Here is a 24,170-nt window from a genome sequence, read left to right on the forward strand (position 1 = left end):
CTACTTAGGGCCAAAAATCATAATCAGACCAACAACGACCAGGGCGAGCAACAGCACAATCCACAGCCACGCCAGGGAGGCCTTCTGCGCAGGCTGCAGAACCTCTTCAGCCTTCTCAACAGCGCCCTTAGAAGCGGACTCCTTGGAAGCCTCAGCGGAAGGTACCGGAGCAGACTTGGACTTAGCAACCTTAGAATCAGCAACCTTGGACTCTGCATCCTTCGCGGCTTCCTCAGACTCTTCAGCGTCCTCGGTAACCTCTTCAACCAGAGCAGCCGACTCTTCGGGATCCTGACGATCCACCATGCGCTGCAGCAGCTCCTCCACCTCATCCGGGCTCAGAGCAACAGTCGGGTCGCCGTCCACCGAATCCACGGTGTCACCAGCGGAGGCGCTATCCAGCACGCTCAGGTCAAGACCCTGCGCGTCCACCGCGCTCACGCGGGTGGGCAGCTCGTCAGCAGACTCTTCAACCTCAGCAATCTCAACGGCTTCTTCCTCAATGGAAGCAACCTCGGTCTGCTCAGCCTCAACGTCAGAGCTGTCCAGCTCCTCAACTTTCGGCTCATCGCGCACCAAGTACTGGTGCAGCTCGGGTTCCGGCTTCTCCTCCTTAACCACGGCAATGACCGGGATTGAAGAAGTCATCGGGTTATCCACCGCGGAGGGGCTAGTCGCATCCACACGGTTCTGCGCGATCTCTTCGGGGCGAAGAACACGCAGGCTACTGGTCAGAGGAGCAGGCTCATGCAGCTTCTCCTCATCGTTCGCCTCAGTGTCAATCTTGCCCTGAGCCGCCAACGCCGCAAAACGACGCTGAACAGCCAAAACCTGCGGGTCAATAGCGTCCGTATGAATCACGGAGCCCATGTTCGCAACAGGCTTCGCGGGCTCACCGCGGCGGTTCGCACGCAGGTACTCGGCAACTTCTTCACGGTAACGGGCAAGACGGCGCGGACCCATCACCTTAGTAGGCGGCGGTACCTCAATGCCGTCCTCGGTCACGTACGTCTCGTAGAGGTACGCTTCGTCCTCGCTATAGGGCTTCGAACCCGTAGCTTCACTCATGTGTTCCCTCATTATTCGTCGATTGGGGTGCCTGCCCAGACTCATCCTTCACGCGGGGCAAGCCGTCACGGTACGCCGTCAAGGCGTCCTTCTTGTACAGGCCGTACTTAGCAATGTACTGCACCACACCATCGGGCACCAGGTACCAGATGGGGGCGTCTTCAGCTGCGCGGCGACGAATATCGGTCGAAGAAATCGCCATCGCAGGAATCTTCAGGGTCGTAATATGACGACCCTCTGCCAGCGGCGGATCCAGCTCATGATCGGGGCGGGTCACACCCACAAAAGTCGCCAAATCCCACAGCTTATGGGCATTGCGCCAGGTCATAATCTGGCTGATCGCGTCCGCACCGGTAATGAAGAATAGGTCAGCATCCGGGCGCAGGGCGCGCAGCTCGTTAAGCGTATCAAAGGTGTAGGTGGCGCCGCCACGGTCAATATCAATACGGCTCACCGTAAAACGAGGGTTCGACGCGGTCGCAATCACCGTCATCAGGTAGCGATGCTCAGCGTCACTCACGTGCCGCTCCCCCACCTTCTGCCAGGGCTGACCGGTCGGAACAAACACAACCTCATCCAGGTCGAACACGGCGGCAACCTCACTAGCTGCCACCAGGTGTCCGTGGTGAATCGGGTCAAAGGTTCCACCCATCACGCCCAGACGCACCCGACCGGGAGTGCGCGGGGGAATCGACTCGGTGCTCGGAGCACCAAAATCAAGGTGAACAGGCTGGTCAGTCACAAATGCCGTCCTTGCTGGGGACAGAGACCGCACCACGGCAACTTGGGAGCCGCCACAGGCGCGGATGCGGGCAGGTACACAGAAGGTACGCAACACCGAAAACGGTGCCCGCGTACATTCCCCTCTATGCTACCTTCTTACGGTCAAAAACACCGAAATGACGGGGGTGAGCTAAGCCGCCAGTGGAATACCCAGCCAGCACGCCCATCCGCATGTTCCGGCGCGCAAAACCGGCGCAAGAGACGGCGCAGAAAACAAAAGAAAGCGCCGCGCACCGGAGCGAACCCCGGCACGCGGCGCCAATACCTAACAACCAAGCCTCAGCCGGGCAACAGCTAACGCTCAGCTATTAGTCGTCAACGTTCGGCATGTCGATATTCTCGTCGACCTTGCCTTCCTTCAGCTTCTTGCGGTACTCGACCGACTCGGTCCACACGCCTGCAACACGCTCGGACTCCAGCTCGGCTCGAGCCTCCGCCTTCGCGTCCATACGCTCCTTGTACTCCACACGCTTCTGCGCACGAGTCGGGCGAATGATCTCTTCCAGACGAGCGTCCGTACCACGCGGGGAGGACAGCAGCTCGGCACCGCCGACCATGGTCGGCTCCCAATCGAAGATGACCGAGTTGTCGTTCTCACCAATCACCACGGCGTCACCGGCGCGAGCACCAGCCTTGAACAGCTCATCCTCAACACCCAGGCGCGCCAGGCGGTCCGCCAGGTAGCCGACAGCCTCATCGTTATTGAAGTCAGTCTGCTGAATCCAACGCTCAGGCTTCTCACCAATCACGCGGAACAGCGGCTCAAGGTTACGCTCCTCGCGGCGAATAATGAACTCCTGCTTCTTCTTACCGCGGAAGCCCTTCGGGCGAACCACAGGAGCCTCAACAACCACGCGCTCCGCTTCCTTCTCGGCAGCGGCACGAGCCACGCGGTCCTCCTCCACGAGCTTTGCCATCGCAAAGATCAGGGACTTCAAACCCTCATGGGAAGCCGTCGAAATCTCGAAGACCTTGAAGCCCATCTCCTCAAACTCGGGGCGAACAAACTCAGCCAGCTCACGAGCCTCAGGAACGTCAATCTTATTGAGCACCACAATCTGCGGACGCTCATGCAGCGGCACGGTCACACCCGCAGTCGGGTCAACCTCATAGTTCTGCAGCTCGCCGCGGATCACCTCAAAGTCACTAATCGGGTCGCGGCCCGGCTCCAGAGTTGCACAGTCAATCACGTGCACCAGAGCCGAAGAACGCTCCACATGGCGCAGGAAGCGGTGACCCAGACCGCGGCCCTCCGAAGCACCCTCAATCAGACCCGGAACATCCGCCACGGTGTAGCGAACATCGCCCGCCTGCACCACACCCAGGTTCGGGATCAGGGTGGTGAACGGGTAATCAGCAATCTTTGGACGCGCCGCAGAAATCGCAGCAATCAACGAAGACTTACCCGCCGAGGGGTAACCCACCAGAGCCACATCCGCAATGGACTTCAGCTCCAGAACAATATCAGCCTCTTCACCGGGGGTGCCCAACAGAGCAAAACCAGGCGCCTTACGCTTAGCCGAAGCCAACGCAGCGTTACCCAGACCGCCCATACCGCCACGCGCAGCAACATACTCGTCGCCCACACGCAGCAGGTCAGCCAAAACATTACCCTCGCGGTCCTTCACCACAGTACCCTGCGGCACGGTCAGGACCAGATCCTCACCGTTGAAGCCGTGGTGCATATCGCCACGACCAATATCGCCATTCGGGGCGTGCTGATGCGGGCTGTGGTGGTACTCCAACAGGGTCGTGGTCTGGTTATCCACGCGCAGAATCACCGCGCCACCATTACCACCATTACCGCCGTTAGGGCCGCCCAGGGGCTTAAACTTTTCACGTCGCACGGAGACGCAGCCGTTACCTCCGCGACCGCCAGATACATGCAAGACCACGCGGTCCACGAACTCTGCCACGGGTTCTCCTTATCTTGAACATCTTCACTTCGCCACCGCACGGCACACACCCATCATGCTGCGGATGCGGCGGCAGGCGCGACCGGGTTGGGGTGCGCCTCATCGTGGAGCCCAGCACGGGCGTCCACGGCATTCGAGGTCATAGCGAGAGGGGGTAGACTAACGCCTACCCCCTCTGCCCTAGCGGTGAGTATTACTCAGCTGCTGCCAGGATGTTAACGACCTTGCGGCCCTTGCGGGTACCGAATTCGACGGTGCCTGCTGCCAGAGCGAACAGGGTGTCGTCGCCACCGCGGCCAACGTTCAGGCCGGGGTGGAAGTGGGTGCCGCGCTGGCGAACGAGAATCTCGCCTGCGTTGACGGACTGGCCGCCGTAGCGCTTAACACCGAGGTACTGGGGGTTCGAGTCACGGCCGTTACGGGTGGAGCTTGCGCCCTTCTTGTGTGCCATTCTGTATTCCTACCTTAGGGTTGAATTCCGGTCGTCTTAATTACGCGTTGATAGCGGTAATCTTGACGGTGGTCAGCTCGGCGCGGAAGCCCTGACGCTTCTTGTAACCGGTCTTGTTCTTGTACTTCTGAATAACGATCTTCGGACCGCGCAGGTCCTCAACCTTCTCAGCAACAACCTTGGCGGAAGCCAGGGACTTTGCGTCAGCGGTGACCTTGTCACCGTCGACGAGCAGCAGCACGGGCAGCTCGATGGTGCTGCCGGGCTCGCCTGCAACACGGTCAAGGGTAACGAGGTCGCCTACGGAAACCTTCTCCTGGCGGCCGCCAGCGCGTACAATCGCGTATGCCACTATGGGACTCACTTTTCTCGACAACTTGCTTCTTGGATCTCACACGAATGAGCAGCCTGCGCTTTCATTGCTGTGCGCCCTCCCCCGCCAGTCGAATAACCGCGAACAAGGAGGAACGGCCCGTGCGTTCCGACGGGATTGCCCGCCGAAGCCAACACGCGAGGCTCACCGGTGGTGTCTCTCTCCCGCACGTTCCAAACTCTGCCGAATACTCGACCGCGCCGAAGACGATGCGGGTGGGAGCGGTGTCTCCCGCTGGCCCTGCGTCGATAGGGCTTCACTGAGATAAACACCAGTCCTTAAGGATACGGCATCATCTACGCGCCGCGCAATAGATAAATTTTCGGAACACCCGAAGTCGGCACGTGATACTACTCAACCCCGGCAGATACACCGCAGATAAACCGGGCATAAAAACCCCGGCGGGGTGGATTACTCCACCCCGCCGGGGCGCAACATACACACCATCGGAATTCCGATGATCGGAAGCTAAAGACTAATCGTCCTTACCTTCACGCTTAATATCGGCAGCGGCAACGCCAATGCCGAACAAGACAGGAGCCGAAGCGTCATCAGCCACCGGAGCCACATCCGCAACAGAAGCGGAAGCAACCACGGAACCCTCAGCACGCTCGGAAGCGTCCACGGTCACGACCTGAGCACCAGCGCCAGCGCTCGAAGCCGCACGGCGAGTGCGACGCTTACGCGGGGTCGAACCGGGCACCTGAGCCGTAGGCTTCTGAGCCTCCTCAACCGGAGCCTCAGCCTCAACTGCGGCAGGAGCCGAACCGATCACACCGATCACACCGGTCACAGCCGGAGCACCAATCACGCCGGTTACCACCGGGCGAGACTCAGCCTTCGCGGACTTCTCAACTTTATCACCCTTTGCGGGTGCCTGCTCAGATGCCATGCTCTGCTCAGCAGCCTTCTCGGCGCGCTTCTCATCAGCGGCACGACGAGCACGGCGGCGGGACGCACGCGGAGTCTCGCGGACATCCTCAATGCGCAGGTCCTCACGCTCAACACGCTTGGATTCCTGAGCCTTCTCGGAGGTTGCCTCAGCATTCTGCTGCTCGCGGTCCTGACGCTTCGCTGAACGATCCTCACGGCCCGAACGGAACGACTCACCCTCGGTGCGGGCAAGACGGCCAGCCTTCTGAGAAGCACGAGCCTTCGCCTCACCGGCGCGAATCGCCTCGAAACGATCCGAGGAACGGCTGAAACGCGGGTCGAGCTCCGGGTCAACGTGGTGCTCGTCCTCCAGCGCACCCGCGCCGGAATCCTCCACAGCGGCAATATCCGCATCGGTCAGCTCGCGGCGCTGGCGGTTACGAGAAGACTTCTTCTCGCCACGCTTGGACGAACGACGCTCCTCAGAACGGTCCTCCGAACGCTCCTGGTCAGAGCCATTCGAGGAATCCTCAGCGGACTCCTCCACGCGGTCGAACGCGCTCGCCAGCTGCTCCAGGGAGAAACCGCCCTGCTCGCCAATCCAGTTGCCCTCGGTGACCTCAGCGACCTTGTCCTCACGCTGAGCAACCTCCGCGTGAGCCTGCTCGCTGGCAGCCTCGGCAATACCCTGAATCTCCTGCTCCAGAGACAGCTCAGCGGTCTCCGCGCGGCGCGAACGCTTGCGACGCTTACGCTTCTTACGGGTCGAAGTGGTCTCCTCCGAAGCCTCATCAGCCTGAGCGGATGCGGCAGCCACCGCAGCCATAGCGTTACGGCGCTCAGCCTTCTTCGACTCCAGGGCATCCTGCTTCTGCTGGTCACGCGAATCCTCGCGGGCAGCCGCACGGGCACGCTTACGGTCATTACGCTCGTGACGGTGGATGTAATCCGACGCACCACCGCTACGACCGCTCAGCGGCTGATCATGCACAATCAGACCACGACCAGCGCACTGCTCACAGGGTTCCGAGAAGACCTCAAGCAGACCGGTACCCAGACGCTTACGGGTCATCTGAACCAGACCCAGCGAGGTCACCTCAGCCACCTGGTGCTTGGTGCGGTCACGACCCAGGCATTCAATCAGGCGACGCAGAACCAGGTCACGGTTCGACTCAAGCACCATGTCAATGAAGTCAATGACGATAATGCCGCCAATATCGCGCAGACGCAGCTGACGGACAATCTCCTCAGCAGCTTCCAGGTTGTTCTTGGTGACGGTCTCTTCCAGGTTGCCGCCGCTACCGGTGAACTTACCGGTGTTCACGTCCACCACGGTCATGGCTTCGGTGCGGTCAATCACCAGCGAACCACCCGAAGGCAGGTACACCTTACGGTCCAGAGCCTTCGCCAGCTGCTCGTTGATGCGGTAGTGGTCGAAGAGGTCATCCTCGCCATCCCACTGCTGCAGGCGGGAAACCAGGTCCGGCGCCACGTAGGTCACGTACGCCTCGATGGAATCCCAGGCGTTCTCACCCTGAACAATCATCGCGGTGAAGTCCTCGTTGAAGACGTCACGTACGGTCTTAATCATCAGGTCAGGCTCCTGGTAGAGCATCTCCGGAGCCAGCACCTTGCGGGAGTTAGCCTTCTCCTGAATCTCTTCCCACTGCGCACGCAGACGGTTAATGTCGTGGGTCAGCTCCTCCTCAGAAGCACCCTCCGCCGCGGTACGAACAATCACGCCAGCACCCTCGGGCAGCTTGTCCTTCAGAATCTTCTTCAGGCGAGCACGCTCGGTGTCGGGCAGCTTGCGGGAAATACCGGTCATCGAACCACCCGGCACGTACACCAGGAAGCGACCGGGCAGGGAAACCTGGCTGGTCAGGCGGGCGCCCTTGTGACCAATCGGATCCTTGGTGACCTGCACCAGCACCGAATCGCCGGGCTTCAGGGCGTTCTCAATCTTGCGGGGCGCACCGTCCAGACCGGTAACATCCCAGTTGACCTCGCCCGCGTACAGCACAGCGTTGCGGCCGCGTCCAATGTCAACGAACGCAGCTTCCATGGAGGGCAGAACGTTCTGAACCTTACCCAGGTACACGTTGCCAATCAGAGAATCCTGCTGAGTCTTAGACACGAAGTGCTCAGCCAGCACGCCGTCCTCAAGCACACCAATCTGGATGCGGCCGTCCTTCTGACGAACCAGCATCTGACGGTCCACGGACTCGCGGCGAGCCAGGAACTCAGCCTCAGTCACAATGTGGCGGCGGCGGCCCAGCGAACGGGACTCGCGGCGGCGCACACGCTTCGCCTCCAGACGGGTAGAACCGCGCACACCGGTCACGGTGTTGGATGCGTGAGAGTCAGCCAGGCGCGGCGCACGCACCTTGGTGACGGTCTCAACGTCATCATCAACGCCGCCCTCAATCTCAATATCTTCGGTACCGCGGCGACGGCGACGGCGACGGTGGCTCGTCACCTCAGCCTCAGCGGCAGCCTCCTCGCGGCGGCGCTCCATGCGCTCCTTACGCTTCTGCTCCTCGGCAGCGGCGCGGCGTGCTTCACGCTCCAGCTTGGCGGCAACAGCGAGCTCGCTCAGCTCCTCCGGCTCGGGCGCCATGAACAGCGGCATCGCACCCATGGGGGTACGCGAGCGCAGCTCCTGCAGCTTCTCGCGCTGCAGGTCGCTAATGGTCTTTACGGGTTCGGGAGCTACTTCGGGCTCCTCAGCGGCGGGCTCCTCAGCAGATTCTTCTGCGGCGGGTGCCTCGGGTGCAGGCTCTTCGGTTGCGGATTCCTCAGCAACTGCAGTAGCCTCGGCGGGCTGCTCAGCGGCAGGCTCTTCAGCCTTCTGCTCAGTAACTTCAGCGGTAGCCTCAGTCTTCTCAGCCGGTGCGGGGTTTACGACCTCAACCTTGGCGATCTCTTCAACCTTGGCGGTCTTCTCGACGGTCTCGGTCTTAGCAACCTTCTCGACCTTGGCGATCTCTTCAACCTTCGCGGTCTTCTCGACGGTCTCGACCTTCGCGGTGTTCTCCACGACAGCAGGCTCAGCCGCCTTCTTCTCAGCAACCTCAAACAGGCTATCCAGAGCAGAAGCAACCTCGGTCTCAGACGCAGCGGGAGCGGCAACCTTCGGTGCCGGCGCGTGCTTAGCCTTAGCGTTACGCAGGTTGGTCAGGCCAGCCGCAATCGCCTCTTCCAGGGGAACCTCAGGAGCCTTCTCCTTCTTCGGGCGACCCGGACGGCGGCGCTCAGTGCCCTGCTGGGCCTCAGAGCTCTCACGAACATTCTTACGCAGAGTTTCACGGGTCTCTGCAGAGGCGTTCTTCTCCTCCGCGAGGGCGTTCAGCGCCTCAAAAACCCCAAGTTCGACGTTCTTCTCGTCAGACATTAATCTTCTTTCGTTACACCCTGCTCCGCACCGCAAGGATTTTAACAGCGCGCATACAGCGCAAAGCCTAGTTGCTGTCACCGCGGCTCAAGCCTCACCCTACGGCGCGCGTTCATCGGCGCTACCGGGCACTATCTCGTTCAGTGCTTCTGCCGTAGGGGGCGAGCGGGCGGAACGCAGAGCGCGCCGCGACGGTCACAGCCACCTCGCTCTCGAGCACGGCACGCTCACACCCTTCCTGGGTGCCCTGCCGGTCTTCGGGTTTCTTCGCCGAGGCGGGCGGCCCGCGCGGTGCGACAGTTATGCTCCGCGGCTTATAGCCGGCGCTCTTCGGGTACTCTCCCTCGATGCGTTGGTGGGGATCTTTATGCGCGTGCGGGGCGCACAAGACACCGTGTTCCATTATACCCGGTAGAGGGTACCTCTAAGCCACCCCGCCCATCCTATCTGGGCTTCACCTCCCGGCAGGATGCACGGGCACATTGCCGCGGGCACTCTGCGGCGGACGCATTGCGGGTACAGCAAAGCCGGGCGTGCCACTACGCACCACCCGGCTTCAAAAAACTTTCAGAGAAGGAACTAGTCCAGACCCAGCTCCGCATCGCGCGCCTCACGAGCCTGCTGAGCAAGCTTCGGGTCGGTCGGCAGGTACTCCGGACCGGAACCGGTCGCGAACGGAACACCCAGAATGAAAACAAACGGAGAAACAACCAGCAGAATCACCCACAGCAGCGAGAAGTGACCGGCGGTCAGCAACAGCAGGGCAGTCAGAAAAATAACGGCAGCAGCGCCCATTGCGGCAATTCCGGTAGTCTTCACGGTTCTCCTCGAAGGGGTATCAAGAATCTAGTGTCCAGCAGAACGGCAGGCAACCGACGCCGCGGGTGAAACCCGCGGGCGGTCCCGGCTGATGCCGCTCATGAATATACCTGACCATTATACGCACCCGCGCCGCCTCCCCGCTGACTTCACGGCTCGGGTCACCGGCGCCTCCCCCGCTACCCGGCGCAACTAGCCCGGCGTATTCTGCGCGGCGCCCCAGCCCGGTATATTCTGCGCAGCCTCACCCGCCCGCAGACACAGCAACGCCCCGGCACCAACACGTACCGGGGCGTTGCATGTTCGGGGCATCAGCCCTCAAATGCTTAGCGCATCATATTCACAATGACCTCGAAGAAGCGGATCACAATAATGCCGAAAATCAGAATCAGCCACAGGCTAATCGCAAACCAGGACCAGCCGCGAGCGCTCTCACGCATCGACTGCGACGCCGGGATAACCCCCACCGAAATATTGCGGACCGTGGTCTTCACAAAAAGCGTGATGGTCATAACCCACACGATCATGCAGAACAGGCACAGCGCGTTAATCTGGAACGTCGTCTGGTACCACAGCCACATGATGAACGCGGTCGCCGCAGCCAGACCAATATTTGCGCACACCCAGAACCACTTCTTGAACTGCGCACCCGCCATCATCGCAGCGCCGATAGTCACCACAATCGAGAAGCCCACCAGGCCAATGAACGGGTTCGGGAAGCCGAAAGCCTCCGCCTGCGGGGTGCGCATCACCGTACCGCAGCTGAGCAGGGCGTTAATATCGCAGACCGTGGAGTGGCCGGCATCAATGTAAATCTGCAGGCGCTCATACACCAGAATCGCAGAAGAAATCAGCGCAATCAGACCCGCACCAATCAGCCAGAACCCGAGCTGTCGGTCAGAGTAGCCGCCAGCGGTTCCCTTGCGCCCGTGCTGCTTTTCTGCCTCAGTGTGGTTGGGCTCGGTAGTACTCGATGCGGCGGTACTCATACGACTCCTTTAGATAGTGTGTTTCACCTCGTGCAGTAGCGGGTACATACCGGCGCGGCATAGCCAGCACCCCGGAAGCGGTACCCCATTTATCCTAGCCTCTCCCACCACCAAATGGCACGCCATCAACCTATATGTTCCGTTTTATGACGTGTTATTTTACGCAGATGGGCGCGTTTTCGGGGCACTTTCAGGACTCATTCCGGGCGCTTTCGGGATGTCTTCGGGGCGTCTTGAGCACGCGAAAACCCCCGGGAGGCGCCCGCAATTTAGCGGCGGGCGGAACCTTCTGGGGGTCTCCTCACGGGCATTACTTAGGGCAGCGGGTGGGTGTACGACTCGTCAAAGAACTGCTGCTCCAGCTCCACCGCGCGGCTAAAGAACTCGCGGGCAGCCTGCGCATCCGCCGGGCCCACACGGTCCAGTTCGCGGCGCAGGAAATCAACCAGCTCACGGAACTCTGGGTAGTCGTGCAGAGTAATCCACTCGTGGTGCACAAACGAATCCGGACGCTTCGCCGGAGCCTTCGACGCCCAATCCAGGTACAGGCCCTCACAAACCACCAGCACTGACAGGATTGCCGCGTAGCTACCGCTTGCCGCCGCATCCAGGAAGAGGCGCTTGAAGCCGGTGGTCGCCTCCGTATCGGGCATGGATTCACGCTGATGCTCGGTCACGCCGAGAGTCTCAAAGCAGCGCAGGAAATAGGTGTTCTCGTCGCCCGCGATTTCACCGGCGAACTGCGCCAGGCGCAGGCGACCCGCAAGAGTGTCAGCGTTGGTGATAGCGCCGCCAATCAGCGCGAGGAACGTGTCCAGGAAGCGGTAATCCTGCACCAGGTAGCCCGCCATGACCTGCGGGGCAATCGAGCCGTCAAAAAGCTCAGCAACAAAGCGGTGATTCGTGGCGGAGAGCCAGGTGGCAATGTTCTCCTGGCGCAGCGTCTCCGTGAACGAATCGGTGCCAATCAAATCGGTGAAGGGTGCGGGCATGATGGGTGCCTTTCGCTATGTGGCATACCGTCGCTGGTATGCGTATGTGTGCGGGTGTGTTGGTGCGGCCTCGAACGTTGGGGCTGGCGCCTCAGTGAATATAGCACCGTGGCGGGCAGGCGCGCCCGGTTTTGTGTGCTCGGTGCCCAAAAATTTTCGTTATTTTCGATTTTCGGGTGGGTGAGGGCTGGGTATGCCGAAGAAAATCGGGTGATTGGGGTTGCGTGAGAGCCCATGGGAACGCGTGAGGGAACGTGGGTTCGGGTGGGAGCGCGAGAGCAGAGGCAGAAAGGCGGAGGCGCAAGAAGGCTGGGTGCGGAAAAGGCAGAGCGCGAAAAAGCGGGGCACCGCTCCCCCAGCCAGCAAATAGAAATGCTAGCCAAGGGCGGCGCCCCGCCTCATCTCTTTTTACATTGGATTATTCTGATCTAGCAGCCGCTTGACCGAGCTATCAAGTTTTTCCATAAGACCATTCTCTACCAAAGAATTTCTAACAATTTTACGCGCCTTCTGGAATTGATATTCATCAAGGTCTAAAGTAGATACAAGGTTTTCACAATCTCTTGCTAATTCCGCAATCCTTATGTGCAGTTCATTACTACCATCAAACAGCGGAATTGGGAGATTCCACACATAGGTATCAAAATCACGACCACCAAAAAGTCCTCGTGATTGGTATTGCTGAACCTCTGAGAGTGTCACAGGTGCATTCAAAATACCAACAAGATACAGGGCTTCATTTTCACTACGTGCCGGAAGCCAATATAGCTTGTGATCAATAACATCGTCTGTTCTCGTCAGCCGCGCCGCAGCAAGCGTTGTACCGGATTTAGTGTATACGACGCGATAGGTTGGCATCGGGAATTGCTTCAAAAGCTTATTTTGATAATTCAAATTATCCATCAAGGACAACTTGGAGCTCTTGGCTTTATTCGCTTCCCATACACTACTCACCTTATTCCACCATTCACCAAATGATTCATCTGTTACACCTATAGATTCAGTGTCCACCAGATTGCCTTGAGTAATTGGCAATACTGCTCGCCACGGCTTTAGAACCCCAAACGGCACAACGGATGACCCCAGATGCACATTATAGATATAGCTCTTATGCAAAGTAGCGTCAATTTCTTTCAAATTCTTCCACGGAGGTTTTTCATTTCCTGTGCGCTTCGATACAAGGCTTACCGTGCCCGCAGCCATTCCCAATTTGTTCTTGGATTCATCCCTTTTATAGAAAAAGAGGAACCTAGGGAAAATCGTTGCACCATTAGTGACAACCTTACGATAGGGAGATTGCTGAAAATTAGAAACTACAGCAGGAGCTTCAACCTTCTCAAGTCGGCTAGAAATTGCATCCCAGCTATCACCAATTATACGACCAGAAAATTTAGTTATATGGTCAGCCCATTTACCTGAAATCAGTTCTACTCCCTCAGTCGCACTACTAGTGCGACCAAAAACTACACCAGCAGGTACAGGGAAGGGGTGGGGCCTAATTCCATCCATATCCCAGACCTCAGTGAATTCGCAGCGCAAGTACTTTCCCCATTTACCAGAGCGGAAGGTCTCATACTGACCGCGAGAGAGAACAGAATTTGGAACAACATACCCAAATTTTCCACCATTTTTAAGGTATTTCTCCGCCGATCGAACCACAAATAGTGATACGAGGTCCTGCTGAGTTACTAATTTTGAGGCTCCCCACAATCCTCTATCTTGAGAAAATGCTTTATGCAACTGCTGCATATGCTTAGTCATATACCTATATGCAACCCAGGGCGGATTTCCCACGAGAACGTCAACTTTATGTTCGGGCATGGAAAGCCAAACTGGGCGAATCTGATTACGAACATAATACCCCCAGATACTGTCACGGCCTGTTGCATTCAATTCACAAAGAAGATTAAAAGTATTTTGCAAAGTTTCAATATCATTTTTATCAAGGACACCAAATTGATTTATAATTCTTTCACAATTAGGTGGCACTTGAGATAAATTATTATATTTTTTCGCTTCTGTAGTTAACCGCATTATAAGCCTATCAAAATCACGAGCATCCTGTATTCCTGCAATGGGGAATACAAGAGTTTTAGCCATAGAGAATAGAGTACTAGCGCTTTCTTCTACAGTAATATCCTGAGCATCTGATTCTGTATTAATGCGAATCTGATCTGCTTCAACCTCATCAGGCTGATGCCACTGAATAGAATCACCAAGATAGATTTGGGCCCATATTTCGGGACGATTTTTATCAAGGAGAAGACCACCGAGAGCAAGGAGATAAGTTATGCGCGCCAAAAGGATGGAAACAGGATGGATGTCAAGTCCAAAAACATTATTTTGGACAACATTCAATGTTTCCCTAGCATCATACCCAGCTTTTTCGGCTTCAGAAATTATTAGACGAATAGCATGGAAGATAAAGGTTCCTGAGCCACAGGCAGGGTCAAGAATTCTCTGCTCCAACGGGTTTGTCACAGTGTTAGCAATTACACCTTGAGCCAAGTAGTCAGGGGTATAATACTCGCCAAGGCGCTTACGGCTGTCAGCCCTAATAATAGATTCATAAAGAACCTTGAGAATATCATGTTCAACATTTTCCCATGAAAACATTCCTATGCGCTCAATAATCTTATTCAAAAAGATTTTAAATTCACTAGTATCTTTAATCCAGTCAAAGAATCCTGCCTCCATAAAATTATGCAGGCCTGCTTTCTCAAATTTCTGCCCCGTAATAATAACTTCCGGATTAGATTTTAATTCACTTATCGGAACTTCAAGAACAGCGTGACCAATAATTAAAGCTTCGATTACTAGCAATGTGTGATCAATAAAGAGGTCTGTCGTATCGGAGAATCCAGAACCCAGTGCTGTACGGAGTAAGCGTGCCCAAAGTTCGCGCTTAAGTTTAGTAGTTTTATTATCTTTAGATTCTTCATATAGAGCTTTTAGGTATGCCGAGTCCTGAGCATACGCCGCAGAATTTGCTCCAAGATACTGTTCAATTGTTGCGGCGGTAGGTACAATCTCTGCAGGTATAGCAAGAACAGATTCCAGCCAGGAAACTAGTTGATCACCATTTTGTGAATTTAAAGTAAATTCAGCTTGCTTTTCAAGCTCTTCTTTACCAGGAAGCAACTCGAAAAGCCACCAATTAATACCATCAGTAAGAATCCCGTTGTAACGACTCGATTCCTGACGAGCTCTCTCCTTAACATATCCAGAAAGCTGATTAATTTCTTTTTTATTTAATTCAACGCTTTGAAGCTTTTTCTTAACTTCAATAGCAGTTGAACCTATAGCGATATCAATACGGCGATGCGTGCCATCTTTAACAGGGTCTTCAAGTTTTACGACATTGCTATCGTCAGCAATTTTTGCCGCAATTAATAGACCTTTGATATCAGACTGGATATCAGCTTCAGTAAAACCAGGAGCCGGGTTTAGTAACCGACTCAAGTACTGTTCTGTACTCATCTTCTCACTCTCCTTTGTCCGTGTAAGATTTTCGATACCTTTTGCACCTAGCCAGTATTCTACCTAGCTAGGTTTCACATAAAGTCATGGCATAAGCTACCAACTTCCTTTGCACAGAAGTATAAACCTCTTACCCGATTAGGCTTAGCCAACAGGTTGTAGCTGTCTCAGTCTTCTTCGGAGTCATCGTCACCGAAGAAATCATCGGTGTACGAATCACCCAGCGGCAGGCCCAGCGAATCCTCCAGCGAAGAACCCGGCGCAGACTCGCCACCCAACTCGGCCATGATGCCGTCCAGCAGCTCATCAGGCTCAGCGGACGCAGCCGCAGCCGCCGCAGCAGCCAGAGTCGCCACCGACGCCGCGCCCGCAGAACCCGCGTAAGCACCCTCGGCGGGCAGCTCATCCGGCAGCTCCTCAGCCTCAGCGCCGGGGGTCTTCGCCTGCTCATGCGCAGCCAGCAGGGTACGCGCCTCACCGATGACCGTAATCGAACCGGTAATCAGCACGCCCGCCGACTCCTGCTCGAAGAGGGCGTTCTCCATGGCGGTGGCAATCGCCTCGTCCAGGTGCTCGAACACCTCGATCGAGTCTTCGTCCAGACCCGCGTCCAGGGCGAGTTCGTGCAGGCGCTCCGGGGCAATCGCACGCGGCGAATCCGACGCCGCAAGGTACAGGCGGAAGGTGCCGTCGGAAGCGTCCACGTACTCTTCGCGCATGGTCTCAAACATGCCCAGGGCGTCCTTCTCACCCAGGATGCCAACCACCGCGTGCAGGTGCGAAAGCTTGAACGCCTCAGTCAGCGCAGCGGCGGAAGCACGCACACCGTGCGGGTTGTGGCCCGCGTCCAGGATGGTCAGCGGCTCGGTGCGCACAACCTCCAGACGGCCCGGCGAGCGCACCGTCTCAAACGCGGTACGCACCACGTCCTCGGGCAGCTGACGCTGACCGCCGAAGAATGCCTCCACGGCGGCGAGAGCCACCACGGCGTTCTGCGCCTGATGCGCACCGTGCAGGGACAGCGGCACATCCGGGTACTCCCCCGCCAAGCCGCGCAGGGTCAGCAGCTGACCGCCGACCGCAAGCTCACGGGAGACGACGCCGAACTCCACGCCTTCGAAGGCGAAGGATGCTTCTTTCTCGCGGGCGGAGGCGAGCAGCACGTCCGCTGCTTCGGGGTCCTGTGCGGCAGAAATCAGGAAGCCGCCGGGCTTGATAATGCCGGACTTTTCGGTCGCAATTTCGGCGAGGGTTTCGCCGAGCATGTCGGTGTGGTCCAGACCAATCGGGGTGACCACGGAAACCACGCCGTCGGCAACGTTCGTGGAGTCCCAGGTGCCGCCAATACCGACCTCGAGCACCACAACGTCCACCGGCTCGTCCGCGAAAATCGCGAAGGCGAGCACGGTAATGGACTCGAAGAAGGTCAGGGCGGGCTCGCCGCGGGAGGTCATTTCCGCGTCCACAATCTGCAGGTAGGGGGCGATTTCCTCCCAAATGCGCACGAAGGTGGCATCCGGTACGGGCGCACCGTTAATGCAGATACGTTCGGTGACGCTCTCAAGGTGCGGGCTGGTAAAGCGGCCCACGCGCAGGTCGTGGCCGAGCAGCAGCGCCTCAATCATGCGGGCGGTGCTGGTCTTACCGTTCGTGCCGGTGATGTGGATGACCGGTGCGGCACGGTGCACGTCGCCGAGAATTTCGACGGCGCGCGCCACGGCGTCCAGGCGCGGTGCCATCTTGTTTTCGGGCGCTCGTGCCAGCAGTTCACCGTAGACCCGCTCCACGCCCTCGGGGTCGGGAATTGCGGGGTAGTTCTTCTCGCTCATTGTTCTCCTCACTGGGATAGCCAGCCGGTGCCGGCAGGGGCCCGCCGTGCGGCGGGATAGACGACGGGCCGCCCCGCCCGGTGATGGGGCGGGACGGCCGTACGGTTCAGGCGTTTTATGCCTTGGCTACGCTAATGCTCAGCTCGGCTGCTTCGCTCAGCTGCAGGGACACTGCGAGGGTTTCGCCGGTCACCAGTGCTTCGTTGGCGCGCAGGGCCGCCAGGGTCTCCTCGGGTGCCTTGATGGAGAGGTTGATGCGGTCCGCAACGTTCAGGTCGGCGTCCTTACGTGCCTGCTGAATAGCGCGGATGGTGTCGCGGGCGATACCTTCGGCAACCAGCTCGTCGGTCAGCTCAATGTTGAGGACCAGGAAGCCGCCGGGCAGAACCGCAGCCGCAGTGTGCTCAGCACCCTCAGCGTCAGCGGCAACCACGGTTGCCAGCTCGTATTCGCCCTCTTCCAGAGCCAGGCCGCCGTCCAGGGCTGCCACGCCGACCAGGACGGTACCGTCCTCGGTCACGGTCCAGTCACCGGACTTGGATGCCTTAATGGCAACCTGCACCTGCTTGCCCAGGCGCGGGCCTGCCGCACGTGCGTTGACCTTCAGCTGCTGGGAGATGCCGTAGTCAGCGGGGTCGACGGTGTCGGCGCTGACCAGCTCCACCTGGCGCAGGTTCAGCTCGTCCTCGACGATGTTCGCGAAGTACTCCGCACCCTTCTCGCCGAAAGCGGTACCCAGGGCAGCGAACTGCTCGGGTGCGATCGCTACGGTCATCTTCTGCAGCGGCTGGCGCACGCGGATCTTCTTTTCCTTGCGCAGTGCCGAACCGGCGGAGCAGACCTCACGCACGGTCTGCATGAGAGCCAGCAGGTCGGACTCGTCAGCGAAAGCGGATGCCTCGGGCCAGTCAGCCAGGTGCACGGAGCGTTCACCGGTGAGGCCGCGGTAGATTTCCTCGCTGCTGAGCGGCAGCAGGGATGCGGCGACCTTCGACACGGTCACCAGTGCGGTGTAGAGGGTGTCGAATGCGTCGGTATCTTCGTTGAAGAAGCGCTCGCGGGAGCGGCGCACGTACCAGTTGGTCAGTGCGTCGGCGTATTGGCGCAGGGATTCGCAGGCGTTCCAGATGTCGTAGGAGTCCATCGCTGCGGTGACCTGCTCGATGAGTTCGCGGGTCTTGCCGAGGATGAAGCGGTCCATCACGTGCTGCGAGTCGTACTTGAGCTTTGCGCTGTAGCCTTCGCCGTTGTTGGCGGCGTTAGCGTACAGGGCGAAGAAGTGGTAGACGTTCCACAGCGGCAGCATGACCTGGCGAACACCCTCACGGATGCCCTGTTCGGTCACGATCAGGTTGCCGCCGCGCAGAATCGGCGAGGACATCAGGAACCAGCGCATTGCATCGGAGCCGTCGCGGTCGAGGACCTCGGAGACGTCCGGGTAGTTACGCAGGGACTTGGACATCTTCTGACCGTCCGAGCCGAGCACAATACCGTGGCTGATGACGTTCTTGAACGCGGGGCGGTCGAAGAGTGCGGTCGCCAGTACGTGCAGCACGTAGAACCAGCCGCGGGTCTGACCGATGTACTCGACGATGAAGTCTGCCGGGTAGTGGTTCTCGAACCATTCCTGGTTCTCGAAGGGGTAGTGCACCTGTGCGTAGGGCATGGAGCCGGAGTCGAACCAGACGTCGAGCACGTCTTCCACGCGGCGCATGGTGGACTTACCGGTCGGGTCGTCTGGGTTCGGGCGGGTCAGCTCGTCAATGTACGGGCGGTGCAGGTCGGGTTCGCCGTCCTTGTTCAGGGGCAGGCGGCCGAAGTCTGCCTTGAGCTCTTCGAGGGAGCCGTACACGTCCATGCGCGGGTAGTTCGGGTCGTCCGAAACCCACACGGGGATCGGGGAGCCCCAGAAGCGGTTACGGGAGATGGACCAGTCGCGTGCGTTCTCAACCCACTTGCCGAACTGGCCGTACTTCACGTTTTCCGGGATCCAGTTGATCTGCTTGTTCAGCTCGTACATGCGGTCCTTGAAGTCGGTGACCTTCACGTACCAGGAGGTGATTGCACGGTAGATGAGCGGGGTGCGGCAGCGCCAGCAGTGCGGGTAGGAGTGCACGTAGGACTTCTCGCGGATCAGCACATCGTCTGCCTTGAGGGCGTTGATGATGGTGCGGTTCGCGTCGAATGCCTGCACGCCTGCAATCTCAGCCAGAGCGGTAGAGCCGGAGGCGGTGGGCTCGGCGAAGAGGTTCAGGAACTTTGCGCCTTCGTCGAGGGAGAGGATCACGGGGATGCCGTAGCCTTCACAGACCTTCTGGTCATCTTCACCGTAGGCGGGTGCCTGGTGGACGATGCCGGTACCGTCACCGGTGGTGACGTAGTCGGCGACGAGGATCTGCCAGGAGGTTTCGGTGCCCCACTTTTCGGCGTCTGCGAAGTAGTCCCAGAGCGGGGTGTAGCGTACGTGCTCGAGCTGGGAGCCGGTGTAGCGTGCGGTGACGGCTGCGTCTGCGTCCTTTTCGGGCTGGTCACCTTCGTAGCCGAGGTCCTTGGCGTAGGAGCCGAGCAGCTCGGAGGCGATCAGGAAGGAGCGGCCCTCGAACTTGCCTGCGCCGGGTACGACGGAGTATTCAATCTCGGGTCCGACTGCGAGCGCCTGGTTGGTGGGCAGGGTCCAGGGGGTGGTGGTCCATGCGAGTGCTTCGACGCCGTCGAGTTCTGCGGCAACCTTCTCGTCAGCACCGAGGGCGGTGTCTGCGGTGAGGCGGAATGCGACGGTGACGGTCTGGTCCTGGCGGTCCTTGTACACGTCGTCGTCCATGCGCAGCTCGTGGTTGGAGAGGGGGGTCTCGTCCTTCCAGCAGTAGGGCAGCACGCGGAAGCCCTGGTAGGTCAGGCCCTTATCGTAGAGGCGTTTGAACGCCCAGATGACGGACTCCATGTACTCGACGTTCAGGGTCTTGTAGTCGTTTTCGAAGTCGACCCAGCGCGCCTGGCGGGTGACGTACTTTTCCCACTCGTTGGTGTACTTGAGCACGGATGCGCGGGCAGCGTCGTTGAAGTTGTCGATGCCCATTTCGAGGATTTCGCGCTTGTCGGTCATGCCGAGCTGCTTCATTGCCTCGAGTTCTGCGGGCAGGCCGTGGGTGTCCCAGCCGAAGCGGCGTTCTACCTTGTGGCCGCGCTGAGTCTGGTAGCGTGCGACGAGGTCCTTGGCGTAGCCGGTGAGCAGGTGGCCGTAGTGGGGCAGGCCGTTAGCGAAGGGAGGGCCGTCGTAGAAGACGAATTCGTTTTCGCCATTTTCGCCTGCGGGGCGGTTCTCGACGGATGCGGCGAAGGTGTTGTCCTTCTTCCAGTAGTCGAGGACTGCCTCTTCGAGTGCGGGGAACTTGGGCGATGCGGTGACGCCGCTTCCTGCGGCTTCGAAGGCGCTCGCCTTGGGGTAAACATGGGACATGTGTTTGTGCGCCCTTATCTGTTGTTCTCAACGCTGAGATACGGGTGACGGGCGCGGTACGCGGGTGCGTGCACTCGTCACCTCTCAGCGGGTGAGGGTTGACATGACGGGTGCAAGGACGCCTGGGCATCGCTGATTGTTCCAGGCTGTGCCAGGGGTTCAGGATGCGGCGCGGTACCACCTTGCTTACTGAGTTAACCAGCTCAACGCACCGAACCCTCCCGGGGCTAGCGGGGTGTCGCGGTGCTTGTCCGCGATACCTAGCCACCGGAAGAGCGGCGCGTTGGGCGGGTATCAGTCGCTTATTACAGCTATATCGGGCTTAACCGTCCGGTTCTACTGGGACTACATCTCTTCCGCTAAGACACCCTCGCCGCAGCGATTGGCGGGTGCCCGCAGGTGCGGTCCGTTCTTCCGAATTGCTCGCCGGTGATGGCCGGGTCGTTGCAAACACTAATAGTTTATGTGGCTTTTGTGTCTGTATGCAACCCCGCGAGGTGTGGGTTTGAACAGTTCCGGGCGGGCGGCGGATGCGCGGGTGCGCAAAACAGAATGGTTCTTCGTTCGGCGATATCTAGAGCGAGTAGGGGGCTTAAGGGGTCCTACCCCACCCCGCGCTCGGGCGTGTTTAAGGATGTATGTTTTTACATTCCCTCGGTGTTGCTTTAAGTGGGTTTCGATTTTTTCGGGAGAACCCACGGGATTGCAGTCAGTGCAACCACAAGATATGGGGTGAACACCGATGTAATTCCACTAGATGTTCACCCTTAAAAGTTTTCATCCCCTCGGCACTCCGTGTGGGAACCGATTTTTCCAGGTCGAAGGGCAGTGCATAGTGGGTGAATAGAGTGCATATTTCGGGAATACCGAGCGGATTTCCCCTTGTTGATTCGGGTATTTCTCCCGCGGTACTCAAGGCTTTCTCAACGCCCGAAGAGTGAGGTAGTCGCAACCCCATCCCCCACCCTCGGGAAATATCAAGGCACAGTTCCCTCGACTACCTAAGCCGTAAATATGACTGAAATCACTTAATTGGATATACGCACACCCCCTCACCAATCAACCATTTCCATCAAATAGCTCCCCGTTATCAGGATTTTGTCGTAATACTTTACGGTGATTGATATATTCAACCTTCGATAGGCTCCCAGGAATTACTAAGGTGCCTTTTCGTGCATTTTGAGCTCAAAATAGTCTAAAATGAATCGTGCAACACATCAATGATGATTCGATAGCATCTACCCTCTCACCGGGGTGCGAACGCAGCAGTCTCAACGATGAGTTCACCGCGTATCCGTTCGCTCCACCGGCAGCATGTACGCACCCGAGGTCACTTCCGGACGGGGACTAAAACCGCGGTATTTGCCCGAAGTTTTACCCCCTTTCACGACCTCACCCAACACGCCATACAACCACGCGCCCGCCACCGGGTGCCCCGAGCCCGCCTCGGGAATAATCAAGGAGTTCACCGATGCTCTCACCCTCTTCGAGCACCCGTTCCGCCGTTTCCCGCCTTGTGAGCCGCCGCACCCTACTGCTGGGCGGCGCGGTCTCTCTGCTGGCGGGTTGCGCCTCCGATATTCGCCCACTGAGCGAAGAGGCGAAGGCTAAGATCGGCTCCCCCACTTCTTCTGCGAGCGCGACTGCTTCGTCTTCTGCGTCTGGTTCGGCATCTGCATCACCGTCTGCCTCGGCAACGGCTTCGGCAAGCGCTAAGAGCAGTTCGTCCGGCGCGGCGCGCGTACCCGTATCTAAGGATGCACTCGTTGAGGGTTGGGAAAAGTACCCCGGCCCCCTGAAGCTGACCGGCGAATACATGGGTGAGTACCAGCCCGCAACGGATTCCTCCCCGGCGAAGAACGTACCCAAGCCCCTCAAGACCGTTCCGCACCGTGAGGAACCAACGTTCCAGGGCGCCTACGAGACCTTGCGCGCATACTACAGCGCACAGATTACCGCTCTCAAGGATGGCCGCTATGCAGATCAGGCGATTGAGCTGACCTACCATGCAGATAAGCGCGCTATTGATGAGGTCAAGGCGGTCAAGGAACTGTACGAGAAGAATGGCTGGTACATGGAGTTCACGTGCAGCATTTCAATGCAGAATACGGAGCCTCGAACCGCCCTGAAGAACGGTGAGGGCTACGTAGAAATCATGATGGACTCCCAGTATTCTTCCACCGCCGTTCATATGCCCGATGGCACCGAGCGCAAGGTACCGGAAATTACTCAGGTATCCATTCCGCACGTGATGCTCTACACCGAGGGTAAGTGGTGGCGAATCAGCAACAGCTATGCGGAGGCGCGTTTGGCTGGAGGCAACGGCTCTTCCGACTCGTCTAGTTCCGGAGGTTCCAGTTCTAGCGGTTCTTCGGGTCGCGGCTCCACTAAGGTCTAATTCTGCAGGGGTCTAATACCCCCGGTCGAGAGCAACCCCGCCTCATCAATTCCATACGCACGAACTCAAAGTCGTGAAGGTGCCCCCTCAGCACCTCACCGACTTTGGGTTATTGTGCCTTAAAGACAATGTCCAGGGTTTTTTGACGAAGTTTTAAAACCAGTCTTCTATAGTAAGAAGTGGATACTTCATACCGCCGCAGTTCACGCTTCGGCACACTCGTATCCCGGTACTTCCCCTGTACCGCGCACCATACAAAACGATGAGGAAGAGTCTCTCGTACGCATCGCAGCGTTGCGAGCTACCTCGATCAACCACTTTCAGGAGATACCATGTCCTTCCGGCCGAGTGCACACACCAGCTTCTCTGCTAACGACCGAAACGGATTGACCCGCCGCGCCGCGCTCTTGGGCGGCCTGACCGCCGGCGCTTTCGCCCTGGCAGGATGCGCCTTCAACAAGGATATTCGCCCCACCGGTACCGGTGATACTTTCTCCGGTTCCCCGAGCGCCTCCGCCTCCCCCTCGGCATCTGCGTCGGCTTCGCCTTCTGAGTCTGCCTCGGCTTCAGCATCCGCTTCTGCTTCGTCGTCTTCGTCTTCGTCCTCGTCGAGCCGTAATAGTGCGAAGATTATTCCGTCCGACGAGTTCTTGAAGGACTATAAGAAGTACATTGGCGACGTCAAGTACGAATACAAGCCCGCCATTGCACACTATGTTGAGCCGACCGACACCTCCCCTGCGAAGAATGTCCCGATCCCGGTCATTGATACGGTGGCTCAGCGTACCGTCTCCCTCGAGGGCGCCTACAAGACCCTGGCTGCTTACCAGAGCGCGTACATTGCCGCGATGTACAGCGGCGATCTGCAGTACCTCAAGGGTCTGGTCCACGGCGCTGACAGCGGTCTGGTCAACAATCTGAAGGCTATCGCTAAGCTCTACGCTGCGGGCGGTTGGACTAAGGACTACGAGAGCAAGCTGAGCATCCGTGACGACAAGGATGCGAAGGCTCTTGCCTCTTCCGATTTGGCTGTTGTGGCGTTCCCCTGCCGGGATGTTGTCAAGGAATACACCATCTACCAGAAGGGTACCGGTGAGGTTCAGAAGGCAAGCACCCTGGATGTCGTGATTTACGTGGTGTACGCCGAGGGCAAGTGGCGCGTGACCAGCCGCGAGTACTTCGTGTCGGAGTACAGCGACCGATTCCGCCAGGTCTTTGAGGGCCCCTCCTCATCGGCTTCGGCAAGCAAGTCCAGCGGCTCCGGTAGCTCCGGTGGCTCTAGCTCCGGTAGCAGCAACGATTTCAAGGTCTAGGATCCGAGACTAGGTCCTGAGAGCAACACCCCTAA

The 24,170-nt window shown here is 58.3% G+C and carries 14 protein-coding genes; 2 read left to right on the forward strand and 12 right to left on the reverse strand.

The window, feature by feature from the left end; translation table 11 throughout:
- The 12 genes from AB8C10_RS05470 to ileS all read right to left on the reverse strand — a co-directional run bounded on the left by AB8C10_RS05470 (window position 1) and on the right by ileS (window position 20,424).
- The gene (locus tag AB8C10_RS05470; protein WP_368867101.1) at window positions 1-1,068 is read right to left on the reverse strand and encodes a sulfite reductase subunit alpha; all 1,068 of its coding nucleotides are present in this window, start codon (window positions 1,066-1,068) and stop codon (window positions 1-3) included.
- The gene (nadD, locus tag AB8C10_RS05475; protein ID WP_070543680.1) at window positions 1,061-1,810 is read right to left on the reverse strand and encodes a nicotinate-nucleotide adenylyltransferase; all 750 of its coding nucleotides are present in this window, start codon (window positions 1,808-1,810) and stop codon (window positions 1,061-1,063) included. Before nadD ends, AB8C10_RS05470 begins: the two co-directional genes overlap by 8 nt.
- Window positions 1,811-2,159: 349 nt before the next feature.
- Window positions 2,160-3,767, reverse strand: a complete 1,608-nt coding sequence (gene obgE / locus AB8C10_RS05480; protein WP_314390197.1) for a GTPase ObgE — start codon at window positions 3,765-3,767, stop codon at window positions 2,160-2,162.
- A gap of 193 nt (window positions 3,768-3,960) precedes the next feature.
- Entirely contained in the window at window positions 3,961-4,218 is a 258-nt protein-coding gene (gene rpmA / locus AB8C10_RS05485; RefSeq protein ID WP_005505766.1) for a 50S ribosomal protein L27, read from the reverse strand.
- A 40-nt stretch (window positions 4,219-4,258) separates the two neighbouring features.
- The gene (gene rplU / locus AB8C10_RS05490) at window positions 4,259-4,570 is read right to left on the reverse strand and encodes a 50S ribosomal protein L21 (RefSeq protein WP_005505764.1); all 312 of its coding nucleotides are present in this window, start codon (window positions 4,568-4,570) and stop codon (window positions 4,259-4,261) included.
- A 496-nt stretch (window positions 4,571-5,066) separates the two neighbouring features.
- Window positions 5,067-8,858, reverse strand: a complete 3,792-nt coding sequence (locus AB8C10_RS05495) for an Rne/Rng family ribonuclease (RefSeq protein ID WP_368867102.1) — start codon at window positions 8,856-8,858, stop codon at window positions 5,067-5,069.
- A gap of 579 nt (window positions 8,859-9,437) precedes the next feature.
- Window positions 9,438-9,677 carry a nucleoside-diphosphate sugar epimerase gene (locus AB8C10_RS05500; RefSeq protein WP_070677334.1) on the reverse strand — a complete coding sequence of 80 codons (240 nt, stop codon included), beginning with the start codon at window positions 9,675-9,677 and terminating at the stop codon, window positions 9,438-9,440.
- A 326-nt stretch (window positions 9,678-10,003) separates the two neighbouring features.
- Window positions 10,004-10,666: a vitamin K epoxide reductase family protein gene (locus AB8C10_RS05505; protein WP_313988976.1), complete on the reverse strand. Its 663-nt coding sequence runs from the start codon at window positions 10,664-10,666 to the stop codon at window positions 10,004-10,006.
- 314 nt (window positions 10,667-10,980) lie between these two features.
- On the reverse strand, window positions 10,981-11,658 hold the full coding sequence (locus AB8C10_RS05510; RefSeq protein WP_368867103.1) for a TenA family protein: 678 nt from the start codon (window positions 11,656-11,658) through the stop codon (window positions 10,981-10,983).
- A gap of 408 nt (window positions 11,659-12,066) precedes the next feature.
- Window positions 12,067-15,138 (reverse strand): N-6 DNA methylase, encoded by a 3,072-nt coding sequence (locus AB8C10_RS05515; protein ID WP_368867104.1) that lies wholly within the window; start codon window positions 15,136-15,138, stop codon window positions 12,067-12,069.
- A 167-nt stretch (window positions 15,139-15,305) separates the two neighbouring features.
- Complete coding sequence (locus tag AB8C10_RS05520; protein ID WP_368867105.1) at window positions 15,306-16,967, reverse strand: folylpolyglutamate synthase/dihydrofolate synthase family protein; 1,662 nt, start codon at window positions 16,965-16,967, stop codon at window positions 15,306-15,308.
- A gap of 115 nt (window positions 16,968-17,082) precedes the next feature.
- The gene (gene ileS, locus AB8C10_RS05525) at window positions 17,083-20,424 is read right to left on the reverse strand and encodes an isoleucine--tRNA ligase (RefSeq protein ID WP_368867106.1); all 3,342 of its coding nucleotides are present in this window, start codon (window positions 20,422-20,424) and stop codon (window positions 17,083-17,085) included.
- Between the two features lie 1,471 nt (window positions 20,425-21,895).
- Between ileS and AB8C10_RS05530 the strand changes: the two genes are divergently transcribed.
- Window positions 21,896-22,822, forward strand: coding sequence for a DUF6318 family protein (locus AB8C10_RS05530; protein ID WP_368867107.1), 927 nt, complete (start codon window positions 21,896-21,898; stop codon window positions 22,820-22,822).
- 332 nt (window positions 22,823-23,154) lie between these two features.
- The gene (locus AB8C10_RS05535; protein ID WP_368867108.1) at window positions 23,155-24,135 is read left to right on the forward strand and encodes a DUF6318 family protein; all 981 of its coding nucleotides are present in this window, start codon (window positions 23,155-23,157) and stop codon (window positions 24,133-24,135) included.
- The last annotated feature ends 35 nt before the right edge of the window (window positions 24,136-24,170 follow it).

Source organism: Rothia mucilaginosa, assembly GCF_964210535.1.
GTDB classification, from domain to species: Bacteria; Actinomycetota; Actinomycetes; order Actinomycetales; family Micrococcaceae; genus Rothia; species Rothia mucilaginosa_F.

What these genes read in the sequence shown, in the direction of transcription:
- AB8C10_RS05510 (WP_368867103.1), bottom strand. Translation starts at nt 11,658, where the DNA reads ATGCCCGCACCCTTCACCGATTTGATTGGCACCGATTCGTTCACGGAG.
- AB8C10_RS05495 (WP_368867102.1), bottom strand. Translation starts at nt 8,858, where the DNA reads ATGTCTGACGAGAAGAACGTCGAACTTGGGGTTTTTGAGGCGCTGAAC.
- AB8C10_RS05530 (WP_368867107.1), top strand. Translation starts at nt 21,896, where the DNA reads ATGCTCTCACCCTCTTCGAGCACCCGTTCCGCCGTTTCCCGCCTTGTG.
- AB8C10_RS05520 (WP_368867105.1), bottom strand. Translation starts at nt 16,967, where the DNA reads ATGAGCGAGAAGAACTACCCCGCAATTCCCGACCCCGAGGGCGTGGAG.
- AB8C10_RS05470 (WP_368867101.1), bottom strand. Translation starts at nt 1,068, where the DNA reads ATGAGTGAAGCTACGGGTTCGAAGCCCTATAGCGAGGACGAAGCGTAC.
- AB8C10_RS05505 (WP_313988976.1), bottom strand. Translation starts at nt 10,666, where the DNA reads ATGAGTACCGCCGCATCGAGTACTACCGAGCCCAACCACACTGAGGCA.
- AB8C10_RS05515 (WP_368867104.1), bottom strand. Translation starts at nt 15,138, where the DNA reads ATGAGTACAGAACAGTACTTGAGTCGGTTACTAAACCCGGCTCCTGGT.
- AB8C10_RS05535 (WP_368867108.1), top strand. Translation starts at nt 23,155, where the DNA reads ATGTCCTTCCGGCCGAGTGCACACACCAGCTTCTCTGCTAACGACCGA.
- rpmA (WP_005505766.1), bottom strand. Translation starts at nt 4,218, where the DNA reads ATGGCACACAAGAAGGGCGCAAGCTCCACCCGTAACGGCCGTGACTCG.
- ileS (WP_368867106.1), bottom strand. Translation starts at nt 20,424, where the DNA reads ATGTCCCATGTTTACCCCAAGGCGAGCGCCTTCGAAGCCGCAGGAAGC.